The sequence below is a fragment of the Wolbachia endosymbiont (group A) of Epagoge grotiana genome (assembly GCF_947251775.1).
Lineage (GTDB): Bacteria > Pseudomonadota > Alphaproteobacteria > Rickettsiales > Anaplasmataceae > Wolbachia > Wolbachia pipientis.
Genome location: NZ_OX366387.1, coordinates 1,193,059 through 1,205,790 on the forward strand (window position 1 = coordinate 1,193,059; position 12,732 = coordinate 1,205,790).

Sequence of the window (12,732 nt, forward strand, 5' to 3'; positions counted from 1 at the left end):
GATTGATGTTCTTAACTAAAAATAATGCTTAGAAACTTTCTCCTGATTTTTGTATTCTTATTATTCACGCCGCTATCAAATGCTGATGCCAGGAAATACATCAGAATTGTTGGATCTTCAACTGTTTTTCCTTTTATCTCGTTTATAGCCGAAGAGTTCAACCGTGTATTCTCCTTTAAGACTCCAGTTGTGGAATCGATAGGAAGTGGATCAGGATTCAAAATGTTTTGCTCAGGAATAGGGGAAGACACTCCAGACATCACCACTTCATCTCGCCCTATGAAGGAAGTAGAAAGAGAACTATGTAAAAGGAATAAAATTAATGAAGTGATAGAAATCATCATTGGCTATGATGGAGTTGTCATTGCAAATTCAAATCAAAGCCATAGATTTGATTTCACAAAGAAGGACTTATTTGAAACTTTATCTGCATATTCTCAAGAAAATGATAAATTAGTAAAAAATAATAAGAAGTTTTGGTCTGATGTAAATCAAGCCTTACCAAAAACAGAAATTGAAATTTATGGTCCACATCAAAATACAGGCACATACGAAACTTTGGTTAATTCTATTATGCTTGATCAATATTCATGCATGAACTCGAGAATTTTCAAAGAGAATTATAAAGATCAGGAAGAAAGAAAGCAAGCATGTGGTAATATAAGGGATGACGGAAGGTATATAGAAGTTGGAATTAATGAAAACATAATAATACAAAAATTGAAAAGTAACAAGAACGCTTTAGGGATATTTAGTTTTAGCTTTTTAATGAGGAATCAAGATAAAATACAAGGGAGCACAATTGCAGGAATTGAGCCAACTTACGAAAATATATCATCGGGAAAATATATATTAGCAAGACCTCTATACCTTTATATAAAGAAAGAACACCTGGATACTGTTGATGGATTAAGAGAATTCATAAAAGAAATTATAGATTCGATCAGCATTGAAGATGGGTACCTATCTAGGCTTGGTCTAATTCCACTTTCAAGTGAAGATATAAAGAAAGCTTCAGCAAAGGTTTATGATATAACGTGACGGCAACGTTTCTTTTATATTCTTTGTTCTAGCGTAGTCAGACCCAGCGCGGCGCGCTGGGATGACAATGGATTACTAATTAGACAGTTCTGCGTTGTTGCAACACCCCAGAAACAACCGGGTCCGAGCTTTTCGTATTTGGGCTTTCTGATTTCTCACAAACTCCTCCAATATAAGCTAGTACAGCCAATGCTGAAACTGCTAAAACTTCTAAAACTAATGCAACTACAGGATATGCCAGCACATAGGCTGCAATAGCACCAACTACGCATAGTCCAACAACGCCCAGAGCGATCTTCCCTTTGTGTTCACTCCAGAAGTTTGTATCGTTTTTTTCTGGGGTTTTGTTGTCTGCAGTTGGTGCAGAGTTTACGGTGTTTTGATCTAGATCAGTGTCATCTATAAAGTTAAGATCATCATTCTCAGACGGATCCTGATTGATTTCTTGTGAAAATCGAGTCGCATACTCTTTATCCCATGCTATCTGATCATCAGTCTTGGCATTATCTAGTTCATTTTTACTAAGTTTTTCCTCAAATTCTTGAATCAAATCTTGAAAGCATTGCTCACCTACTCCAGGTATTTTAGCAAAACGTTTTTGTGCACATGTAAGTTTATCCATTACATAGTTATTTCCATTGGGCTCGAACCCAAGGAGCCCTGGAGAAGCAGCATCAAACATTAATTTAAAGCTTTCTTTTATCTTTTCCACATCTTCTTGGTTCAATTCTTCACTATATTCAACTTTCAGAGGATAAACTAAAAGGGCATCTACTCTTCCACTACTCCAATATACCTCTCGCTCTAAAACCCTTTCTACATCTTCACCACAATTCTCTAATGCTGCTTTAACTTGATCAATATCAAGGTTTTCTATTGCTTCTTGTAAGTTGGAATCAAGATCCATTACCCACTTGTGATCTTCTATTTTTTGAATAACTTTTCCAAGAACAGGTCCGTTATTAGAATCGTTGGTCCTTTCTTGCAGGCCTCTAAGCATATTTATTGTGTTAACACTATCACCTCCTACTAGATCGTATTCTGTATTACACAAAAAATCACGAGTTTTTTGATCAGCTTCCTTCCAAATTTGTTCAATGATCTCTACTTGAGCTTTAATTGTAATGCTACAACACATAACAAAATCTAAAATGGTACCTTTGTCACTAGTCAAAGTCCCCTCGTGGCTCAAAACTGCTTGTATATCATTATGTTCATTATTGTCGAGTACGTTCTGGACTTCCTGAAAATTGCCATTCCAGACTGCCTGTCTTAATGAATCTAGAATTTCTTCTTGTGCATTAGTTAATTCAACCATATCTTACCTCTAATAAAAATTTAATTATCACACATATTTACAAGTAAATCAAGCATACTGTTAATAACTGTTAATAAAGGCCAACAAAATGCTTGACGTTAGAGTAGCTTTTATGGCTTTGTATAGCGAGGAAGTAATTCTATGAAAAATCATCAACGTTTACAAAATTTGCGTTCAATTGTATTTATTGTGGGAATATTCCTATTGCTGTTTAGCTTAGCAATGCTTATTCCTGCTATTACCAATAAGTATCTCAGCTACGAATGGAAAAATTTCCTCGCTGGATTCATAATTACCTGCACATCTGGCGCAATTTTTATTTTACTCGGTAAATTAAGTAGATTGCATGGAATGCCAGCAATTTTTGCGATTACTAGTTGCACCTGGATTGCCTTGTCTCTGTTTGCAGCTATTCCTTTCTATTTTGATAATCTGAGCTATGTTGATGCATTGTTTGAAACGATATCTGGCATCACAACCACAGGAGCAACTATATTTAATGATATTGAAAAACAATCTCCAGGAATACTGCTATGGAGAGCAATGCTACATGGCATGGGGGGTTTTGGTGTAATTACTTTAGGAATTGCAGTTTTTCCTATGTTTAAGGTTCTCAGCCTAAATAATTTACTTTATTCTGAGTATTCAGATGCTACCAAAAGGAAGTTGCCGAATACGCGAAGCGTAGTGATTCATGTTACGGCAATATATTATGGCTTAATTTTGTTATGTATATTTTCCTATTATCTAGCTGGTATGCCACTATTTGATGCAATATGTCACGGAATGTCTGCTGTATCAACTGGTGGATTTGCTAACTATAATGATTCTATAGGGCACTATAATAATCCCATACTAGAAGCCATAACGATCGTTTTTATGATTTTGGGTTCTCTGCCTTTTCTTAGCTATTTAAAAATCATAAGACGGTTAGACATTTGCTATGATGAGCAGGTCTCTTACTTTTTTAAGATAGCTATTGTTTCATCTTTATTTGCTTGTTTTTGGTTGTATAAAAATGTTGATTTAGGAGTGTCATTATCATTTAGATGCAGCACATTTACCATCACTTCCTTGATTACGTCAACTGGTTATGCAATCTGTAATCATATAGATTGGAGTTTCATTTCAGTCTTAGCTTTTTTTCTCACCTTTGTTGGTGGATGTAGTGGTTCTTCAAGTGGTGGTGTCAAAATCTTCCGCTTGATTGTTCTTTTAAGGTCTATAAGAAATTACTTTTACCTTTTATTAAACCCTGATGCAGACAATGGAGTAAAATTCAATGGAAAAACCCTGGAGAATGATGAAGTTCACTCTGTCTTTATATTTTTTGCAATTTTCATGTTAACGTTTACCATTTCATCAATAGTGATGTCTTACTTAAGCAATGCAGACTTTATAACTAGCATCAGTTCAGTCTCTGCAACGCTTACAAACTCTGGCCCGGGATTTAGTAATTTAATAGGTCCTTCGGGTAATTATTCCTCTTTCAGTAATGAAGTAAAATTATTTCTATCGTTTTTAATGCTGCTTGGCAGACTTGAAATATTGCCAATCTATTTTTGTATAGGCAATTTATTCTTATTTAATAGAAAGAAATAGTTGGTAAAATTTGATATTATAGCTAAACTGACTTACGACAATTTGAAAAACCGTCATTCCGCTACTCGTTAGCGGAATCTATACCGCGAATAAATCCACAGATGTACGAACATTGTGATTTGGGCACACCAGGAAGAATGTCATCCAAGTAGCCCCTTTCTCGTCATCCCGCTACTTGTTAGCGGGATCTATGCTAAGAGATACCGCGAATGAATCGCGGCATGACGGTTCGCGGCGGTATAGCTATAGATAGTATTAGCTATTTAATAAAAAGATCGTAGCTAAACCAAGAAATATAAAAGCTGAGAGAATATCAGTTGTTGCCGATGTTAGGATTGAAGAAGAAACGGCAGGGTCAGACTTTAAACGGTGAAGCATTATAGGAATGAAAGTTCCGATGAACGTTGCAATAATTGACATCATAATCATGGAGACCACAAAAATCATCTCCACTTTGAAGTTGTGAAACCTTATTGCTAACACTACTAATGAAATAGTAGATAAGATCACCCCGTTTATAAGACCTATTAAAAATTCTTTCATCAGTATTCTTTTTGCATTTTGCTCAGTTAGATATTTTGTTGCGATTGCCCGGATGGTTAGCGTTACTGTTTGGGATCCTGCATTTCCGCTCATTGATGCAATTATCGGCATGATTATTGGCAGCACTATAAAACTTTTTATTACATCATCGAAAAAGCCAACTACTATGGAACACATTGTTGCAGCTAAGAGGTTAAACAGTAACCAAGGTAGCCTTTTAATTATAGTTTTATGTATAGGGGCATTTATATCGGCTTTAGAAGATACACCGCTTATTTTGAGTACATCCTCTTCTGTTTCTTGTTGAACAACTTTTATTACATCTTCAATTAAGATCACACCAATAATTTTACCATTCTTATTTACTACCGGAGCCGATAATAGAGAGTAATCTTTAAATATTCTTGCTACTTCCTCTTGGTCTATTCCAGTTTTAATGATTTTTATGTCATGATCCATTATCTCTTTTATTATTGTGTCTCCTGAGTGAGATATTACCTTATTTAAATTAACACTGCCTATAGGCTCTAATTTTGAGTTGATAATGAATATCTGGTGAAATTTTTCTGGTATTTTTTTATAGTTGCACACAAATTCTGTCAGTTGATTTATTGTCCAATAATATGGAGCTATAACCATATCTTTATGTATTAACCTTCCTGCACTTTCTTCTGGATATGATAGCAACTCCTCTACCGATTTCTGAGTTTTGCTGGGCAAATAGTAAAGTATATTTTCTACAGACTTTCTATCTAAATCTTTCACTATGGTTACTATATCTTCTACATCAAGGAGCATTAGTAACTTTGCTGTATTTTCTATTCCCAATGTTTCTATGATCTCTATTTGTAAATCTGGCACTACATGCACTAGGGCATCACTTAACAAATGTTGATCGAGGATATTAACTAATTTCTCCCTGTGATCACTGATCGAAGTAGATAAAAAATAAGCTAACTGAACACTGTCTATCGTTTTTACAATATTACGAACATTCTCTAGCTCCTCGTTATCAAGTGACTCTATTAAGTCATCAATAGCCTTTTTGTCTAAACCATAATGGGAATTTATTTCAATATTCATTACTTTACCTTGTTTTTTAATAAATATACGCGCTTGATTTCCTTAAACATTAAAGTATAATGAAATTATTTAAATTAACTATCATATGGTTAAATTTCTATTTTGTTTACTGTTATTGTTATTGATAGTAAATATATTAAAATCTAAAGTATAATGAAAACTTATCCAGAAATTCTTGAACACTTTCAAAGCTTAAATAAAAGTATTTCTCTTATCAGGAGGTGTCTTTGACATAGAAAAATTAAAGTTGCGCCTTGAAGAGCTTGACTCCCAAGCGTCGAATGATGACCTATGGCAAGATAACCAAAAAGCACAAGAAGTTTTAAAAGAACGTTCTAAAATTAAGAATGACGTAGAGTCGTTTTTAAAGCTGGAAAGCGATTACAACGATGCCATCAGCTTAATGAAGTCTGCTATTGATGAAAATGATGAAGAATTTTTCTCTGAAGTTGAAAATGAATTAGCTAAGCTAGAGAAATTAATCAAGTATAAAGAAACAGAGTCCTTATTTACTGGTGAAGCAGATAATAATAACTGCTTTTTAGAAATCCACTCAGGAGCTGGCGGAACCGAGAGCAATGATTGGGCTGAAATGCTGATGCGCATGTATATAAGGTGGGCAGAAATTTATCACAACTTTAAAGTTGAAGTTGTAGAAAAATTAGAAGGAGAGTCAGTTGGTATAAAGTCTGCAATGATAAAAATCGTTGGAGAAAAAGCTTATGGGTGGGCAAAAAGTGAAAGTGGAATTCACAGGCTGGTTAGAATATCGCCATTTGATGCAAATGGTAAACGTCATACCAGTTTTGCAAGTGTAGGAGTAACTCCAGTGATCGAAGATTCAATTGATATTGCTGTGGATGAAAAGGATCTAAAGATCGACACCTACCGAGCTTCTGGAGCAGGCGGTCAGCATGTGAACAAAACTGAAAGTGCAGTACGCATTACGCATATTCCAACTGGTGTTGTAGTTCAATGCCAAAATGGTCGTTCTCAACATAGAAATAAAGATGAGGCGTTAAAATTACTTAAAGGACGTTTATACCAAATTGAACTGGAAAAAAAAGAACAGAAAATGGCTGAAGAGTATGGTAAAAAATGCGATATAGGCTGGGGTAATCAGATCAGATCGTACGTTATGCATCCATATCAAATGGTGAAGGATTTAAGAACCGGACATGAAGTGGGCAATATAAATTCTGTTTTTGATGGTAATATAGATTGTTTCATAGTTAGTGTGCTTACTAAGCAAAATTAGGTAGGGTTGACTTTCTTGCCATAATATATGATAATTAAAATATTGTTAAAGTAGGAGTAAAGTTATGGCGATTAAATATGATCAGTGGAAAAGTGACCTTACCCAGAAAAAGTGGAGAGAAAGTTTGGAATATTTTTTACAAAAAGAATGATGCATCAAATTGTTCTGGAATGCAATAGTTAATAGTGACGTTGTTTGTTATAAAAAATTTCTATGTATTCAAATATTGCAGTTCTAGTTTGTTGAGCAGAGTGTTGTGAAGTATCAATAAGTATTTCTCTTTTCAATGAGCTAAAGAAGCTTTCTGCAACAGAATTGTCGTAACAACAGCCTTTATTACTCATCTATATTCTTTACAGCTAAGAGATATTGATACCCTTGCGCAGTATATTGTGAACCTTGGTCACTGTGCAGCAGTAGATTTTTAACAGGTTTACGCCTATTAATGGCCATTAATAAAGAGTTCATAACCAATTGTTTATTTATTGCACTACTCATTAACTACCTTACTATTACCCACAAATAAAAACATAGTATTGTATTTACTCAAATAATTTAATTTTATTAACCTGAAAGCTTATTAGATTAAAATTATTAAACTAAGAGTTATAATTTTAGCAACTAAAAGCTGTAAATTGCACCATATAAACAGTTATTTCAAGCAAAAGTTATGCCATTAAGAGCTATGCAACAAACATTTATATTTGTGGGTAATAGTAAGATTAACTACCATACGTGAGAATTATTGCTGCCAAATATAGCCATCCCTCCTTGGTTTTGATGTAAGTAATCCCATACTTTATTTGGTTGATCAACAATAAAGTTTTGGTCTAATATATTGGGAGCTACAGCTCTATTATCTGTTTGTTGTTTTTTAATTTTAAACTTTCTTCTCAGTATAGCCCTGATGTCATTTTTCTGCATAATACTTTGCACCGTTTTCAAATTGCAACTTTTACCCAAAGCCTTCAATTCAGCATGAATTTTAGGAGCTCCATATCTACATTTAGAAACTTGATATATTTTTTGAATAGCTTCGAGTAGCTCTTTATTTGCTGATTCTCTACTGCTTATTTTTCTTGTGGTCCACTTATAGTAGCCACTAGCAGAAAATCCTACATAATTCCTGTACTTTATAGCAGTTACTATATAAAAAAATATTTTACTCTTTTTGACTGGCCAGGGCTTTTTTTTAAATGTCTCTTTCCCTTGTTACTCTTGCTTTGTAAATCAAACCTCTCTTTGTCATAAGGTGCTACATCTGGAAATGCATTTGCCGCTGACTTTTTTTCGTTATATTTCTTCATCCATTTTCCTAATACACTATCCCTTATTCCTAGATCTCTTGCTACTTTTGCAACTGGTTGACCTACCTTTCTTTGTTCATTTGCCAGTTTAACAGCTTCCAATTTGAATTCTGCTGTATATTCTCTTACCATTTCTAATCCTCCAAAATTTTATTTTACCCAAAAAAACTCTTTTCTTTCTCTCCACTTTTTCTGGGTAAGGTCAGAAATTTAATGATCCAGGATATACTCCTTTGTTAAGGGAGATTGAGCATTTTCGAATATTTCTTGAGTGCTTCCAGACTCAACAATTCTGCCATTATGAAAGAAAATCACACTATCAGATAACTTCTTAGCTTGCTTCATTGAATGAGTTACCATAATTATAGTAAATCTTAATTTCAGCTCTTGTATAAGATTTTCGATTGCATTGGTTGCCATTGGATCAAGAGCGGAGCACGGTTCATCCATTAATAAAATAGTTGGCTTCACTGCAATTGCGCGAGCAATGCATAGTCTCTGTTGTTGGCCACCGGATAAATTGAGTGCGCTATCTTGCAATCTGTCCTTCAATTCTTCCCATAAACCAACCTTGTTTAAACTATTTTCCACCATCTCATTCAATTTTTGCTTATCCTTCGCCATACCATGCAATTTTGGCCCACAAGCAACATTATCATATATTGATTTTGGAAAAGGATTTGGCTTTTGAAATACCATACCAACTTTTGCTCTAAGTAGTACAACATCCATATCGCGTGAATATATATCACCCAGCCCATCGATATCTAATTCACCAACAGTTTTGCAACCTGGTACATAGTCATTCATACGATTAAAACAACGCAAAAATGTTGATTTACCGCACCCGGATGGTCCGATAAAAGTAGTAACTTTTCTTTTATAAATATTCAAATTTATATCGAATAAAACTTGCTTAGAGCCGTACCAGAGATTTAAATCTTTAACAGAGGCACGTGTATTGCTCATATCACATCCTGCATTGAATAGAGCCCCGGAATTTCTCTTTTATTTTCGTATAGCCATACTGCTGCTTGAACAGCTCCTCTAGCAAATGTTGTGCGATCAATTGCTTTGTGGTTTAGTTCTATCCGTTCATCAGAATTAACAAACATCACGCTGTGATCTCCTATTACTCCACCTCCACGAGATACTGCAAAACCTATTCCCCCCTTTTTTCTTATGTTTGAACCACTATGTAAATATTGATTGGACTGAAAATCCATTTTTGAAGCGTTAGCAATTGTTTTGCCAAGTTCTATAGCTGTTCCAGATGGTGAATCCTTTTTTAAGTTATGATGCATTTCCCAAATCTCAACGTCATATTCATTACCTAAAAGCTCAGCAGCTTTTTTTACCAATTTCAGCAACACATTAACCCCAACACTCATATTTGCTGACCATAATATTGGAACTTCAGCAGCATATTCTTTCAAATCGACACCTTCTATTCCAGTTGTGCCACTAACCAGCGGTGTTTTAAATTTTACAGCTGCTTTAAGGCAGTCTAACATACATTCTTTAGTTGTAAAATCTATTACAACGTCAGATGACTCAAATATGCCACTAATAGAACTTGTAACTTTAATTCCTAGATTGGCTATAATTGGTCCAATATCTGAATCTATGTACTTACTACCTGAACGGGCAACAGCACCTGCTATTTCCACTTTGGTATTTGTAATTAATTCATTGAGTATTTTTTTGCCCATTCTGCCTAAGCAGCCTATTACTCCAACTCTGATTTTCATAAAGCTTTTTACGTTTATTAAGAATGTTAGGCCTTTTTTTAAGCTCTGTCACTTCTGATCTATATTCTATAGCTGTACGAACACTGCAATTTCAGATCCCAGTGCCTTGACCACAACTATTGCAATATGGTACACAGTGAACGATGTCATTCCAGTCTGGAATCTAGCCTTTCTGCAATCTCATCGAAAACGTTGTAACCACTTTCTATGCTAGTTTGCTTGCTTACAAGCAAACTTTTCTGGATCCCAGTGTCTGGGCACTGGGATGACAGGAGAAGGCACTTGGATGACAAGAATAGGGCACTGGGATCTAGTGGGCTCAAACTACAATGTTTGTACAGCTGTGATCTATATTCTATAGCTGAATAATTTAACAATTCAAAATGAATACATATCCTATTGAGCTCTATATTACATACCAGGTTGCTTTGCCTTTTCCATGCTGAGTGATGTGATTACTCTTTACGAGATTAGATACGTGCTTCTTTAAGGTATTGCAGTTTGCTTTAGTAATATTTTCCAAATCCTTAATTGTAAGACGTCCATGTTTGCTGAGTAGTGCTAATACTTTAGCAGAAAGTGGTGGTAAATAGAGATTTAACACTTTTTCATGTGACACCTTTTGTTCGAGATGAAATTTTTGCTTTTGTAGTGACCTTAAAAAGAATATAAGCCATGGATTAAAATCATAGCTGCTCGTCTTCAAGGATTGTTGAGTACGACGCAAAGCTAAGTAGTAACTCTCCTTATTACTTTCAAGGGAACTGTAAGGTACATAGATATACCCTAACTTTAGTAACAAGAAAGTTGTGAGAATGCGTGATAATCTGCCATTTCCATCCTGGAAGGGATGAATAGCTAAAAAAGTAACTATAAAAATGCCAATAATTAATAGAGGGTGTAACGATTTCACCTCTAATTGCTGGCTAGTCCAATAAATAAGTTCTTGCATTTGTGTTGCTGTCTCAAATGGAGAGGCTGTTTCAAAAACTATGCCCAAGCTTTTTCCAGATTCATCAAACGCTTCAACATGATTGGGGAATTTTTTATATTCTCCCATGTGCCTTTGATCTTTATATGAAAATTGTAAAAGCCAGATGTGAAACTGTTTTATAGTGTTTTCTGTAAATGGCATCTTTTTAAAATTTTGAAATACTTCTTCACACACATACGCATATCCGGCTATTTCTCGTTCATCTAGAGAACGAAATGAACGTGTATCAAGTTTGGATAATAATTGTTCAATTTCACGGTCTGATAGTTTTGCCCCTTCAATACCTTACTATTACCCACAAATAAAAACATAGTATTGTATTTACTCAAATAATTTAATTTTATTAACCTGAAAGCTTATTAGATTAAAATTATTAAACTAAGAGTTATAATTTTAGCAACTAAAAGCTGTAAATTGCACCATATAAACAGTTATTTCAAGCAAAAGTTATGCCATTAAGAGCTATGCAACAAACATTTATATTTGTGGGTAATAGTAAGCTTCAATACGGGTAGAAGAACCAATACTTTCAATTGTTGCAATTTTCTTGAGCATTTGTAAACGTTCTGGAGCTAAATTACCAAACAATTGCCATGCTCCTTTAAATTCATCAATTTCAGCAACTAATTTTAACATTTCAGGTGTTATTACAATTTTTGAAATGTCAAACATATCTGTATTTTTATCTAGTTATATTCAATTATATTCGAAAATATCCTATTAGCAAAGAATACTTGTGAGACACACACTAAAGAATGAATTTTGGTAGGCATAAAAGCAGCTATTTTATGTTAAAATACAACATTTTGATGAAATTATAAGAAAGGCTGGATCTGAGTAGTCAGCTACTCGTCAGTGCATGTTGAAAAATCATTTTATGATCCAAGTCAGTTTTTTTACAGGTAACTTCTAAGCTTATCAATTTTTCCAAGATCTTCTTAAGTTCTGAAAGTTGCAAACTTTTCAAATGAGATTTAAAGCTCTGCAATTGTTTAAAAAACAATGGAGGGCTTAGCTGATCAATCGCAGCCTGCTCACTCATTCCACCTTGCACTGACAGCAAAACGTTTTCAAGGCGTAGGAAATAATTTGATATAATGCGAATTAGTGCTATCGGTGAAAAATTTTCTTGCGATATCAATACATCAGAAATTCTAATGAAGCGCGACATATCTTTACTTGCTATGGCAGAGCATAGATCATCAAGTGTAGCATAGTCGTTGCCAGAAGTTGAAAAGCATAATTCTATATCAGTAAGTTTTAGGTCTTTTCTCTCCCCTAAGTATAAAACTAACTTCTCAAGTTCTGAACATATAGGCAGCTTGCTATGATTAAAGTAAGATTGCAAATGGTAGATTATCTCATTTGTGCATTTTATATCATTTTGTTTTAAGTAACTTGATATAATGTCATAAAGATTGCTGTTGCTGTCCTTATAGCAAGCAATCACACCAAAAATTTTTGAACTCTCCATATAACTTTTAGTCGCAGAATTATATGGAAGATCACTTGCTACCATCATTACATAGTGACCACTTGCGTTATAATCCAATACGTTTTTTAACTCTTTGGATATACCTCCACTCACATTTATCAGCTTAATTAATTTTTTGCTGGTAAACATCGAAACGTTTGCCAATTCAGAAAACAGTAAACTGGGTGACTTATTCACTATTGCAAAATCCATCACCTGAACTGAATACTCACCCAAATTAGCAATTATTTCTTGTACATAAAAATCAACCCTACTGTTATCACTTCCATGAATTAACACACCACGTAAAGCATCAGGTTTCTCTAGGAATTTTTTAACTTTGGATGGTGTGACCCTCATG

The 12,732-nt window shown here is 34.4% G+C and carries 12 protein-coding genes and 1 pseudogene; 3 read left to right on the forward strand and 10 right to left on the reverse strand.

The window, feature by feature from the left end:
- Positions 1 to 24: 24 nt before the first annotated feature.
- Positions 25 to 1,041 carry a substrate-binding domain-containing protein gene (locus OPR50_RS05555; RefSeq protein ID WP_265023908.1) on the forward strand — a complete coding sequence of 339 codons (1,017 nt, stop codon included), beginning with the start codon at positions 25 to 27 and terminating at the stop codon, positions 1,039 to 1,041.
- A 79-nt stretch (positions 1,042 to 1,120) separates the two neighbouring features.
- Here OPR50_RS05555 and OPR50_RS05560 read toward each other — a convergent pair whose 3' ends face one another.
- Positions 1,121 to 2,359 carry a hypothetical protein gene (locus tag OPR50_RS05560; RefSeq protein WP_265023909.1) on the reverse strand — a complete coding sequence of 413 codons (1,239 nt, stop codon included), beginning with the start codon at positions 2,357 to 2,359 and terminating at the stop codon, positions 1,121 to 1,123.
- Positions 2,360 to 2,500: 141 nt separating this feature from the next.
- On the opposite strand from OPR50_RS05560, the gene OPR50_RS05565 reads away from it, so the two are divergent.
- Positions 2,501 to 3,961 carry a TrkH family potassium uptake protein gene (locus OPR50_RS05565; RefSeq protein WP_209472862.1) on the forward strand — a complete coding sequence of 487 codons (1,461 nt, stop codon included), beginning with the start codon at positions 2,501 to 2,503 and terminating at the stop codon, positions 3,959 to 3,961.
- 255 nt (positions 3,962 to 4,216) lie between these two features.
- On the opposite strand, the gene mgtE is transcribed toward OPR50_RS05565, so the two are convergent.
- Positions 4,217 to 5,587: a magnesium transporter gene (mgtE, locus tag OPR50_RS05570; RefSeq protein WP_265023910.1), complete on the reverse strand. Its 1,371-nt coding sequence runs from the start codon at positions 5,585 to 5,587 to the stop codon at positions 4,217 to 4,219.
- Between the two features lie 153 nt (positions 5,588 to 5,740).
- On the opposite strand from mgtE, the gene prfB reads away from it, so the two are divergent.
- Positions 5,741 to 6,845, forward strand: a protein-coding gene (gene prfB / locus OPR50_RS05575) for a peptide chain release factor 2 (protein ID WP_141456981.1) whose coding sequence is annotated in 2 segments (ribosomal slippage) — positions 5,741 to 5,815 and positions 5,817 to 6,845 — 1,104 coding nt in all. Because the reading frame shifts where the segments join, the coding sequence is not laid out codon by codon here.
- Between the two features lie 179 nt (positions 6,846 to 7,024).
- Here the strand turns inward: prfB and OPR50_RS05580 are convergent.
- The 8 genes and pseudogenes from OPR50_RS05580 to holA form a co-directional block, all read right to left on the reverse strand.
- Positions 7,025 to 7,189: an IS3 family transposase gene (locus OPR50_RS05580; RefSeq protein WP_010082072.1), complete on the reverse strand. Its 165-nt coding sequence runs from the start codon at positions 7,187 to 7,189 to the stop codon at positions 7,025 to 7,027.
- Positions 7,182 to 7,343: a DDE-type integrase/transposase/recombinase gene (locus OPR50_RS05585; RefSeq protein WP_010082071.1), complete on the reverse strand. Its 162-nt coding sequence runs from the start codon at positions 7,341 to 7,343 to the stop codon at positions 7,182 to 7,184. Before OPR50_RS05585 ends, OPR50_RS05580 begins: the two co-directional genes overlap by 8 nt.
- A 233-nt stretch (positions 7,344 to 7,576) precedes the next feature.
- Positions 7,577 to 8,284 (reverse strand): annotated as a pseudogene (locus OPR50_RS08885) (IS3 family transposase); the annotation flags it as partial.
- Positions 8,285 to 8,362: 78 nt separating this feature from the next.
- Positions 8,363 to 9,121: a phosphate ABC transporter ATP-binding protein PstB gene (pstB, locus tag OPR50_RS05600; protein WP_265023911.1), complete on the reverse strand. Its 759-nt coding sequence runs from the start codon at positions 9,119 to 9,121 to the stop codon at positions 8,363 to 8,365.
- Positions 9,118 to 9,903, reverse strand: coding sequence for a 4-hydroxy-tetrahydrodipicolinate reductase (gene dapB, locus OPR50_RS05605; protein WP_182309436.1), 786 nt, complete (start codon positions 9,901 to 9,903; stop codon positions 9,118 to 9,120). Before dapB ends, pstB begins: the two co-directional genes overlap by 4 nt.
- A 406-nt stretch (positions 9,904 to 10,309) precedes the next feature.
- Positions 10,310 to 11,071 (reverse strand): Fic family protein, encoded by a 762-nt coding sequence (locus OPR50_RS05610; RefSeq protein ID WP_265023912.1) that lies wholly within the window; start codon positions 11,069 to 11,071, stop codon positions 10,310 to 10,312.
- A 303-nt stretch (positions 11,072 to 11,374) separates the two neighbouring features.
- Entirely contained in the window at positions 11,375 to 11,569 is a 195-nt protein-coding gene (locus OPR50_RS05615) for a hypothetical protein (RefSeq protein ID WP_265023913.1), read from the reverse strand.
- Positions 11,570 to 11,738: 169 nt separating this feature from the next.
- The gene (gene holA, locus OPR50_RS05620; RefSeq protein WP_182309435.1) at positions 11,739 to 12,731 is read right to left on the reverse strand and encodes a DNA polymerase III subunit delta; all 993 of its coding nucleotides are present in this window, start codon (positions 12,729 to 12,731) and stop codon (positions 11,739 to 11,741) included.
- Between the last annotated feature and the right edge of the window lies 1 nt (position 12,732).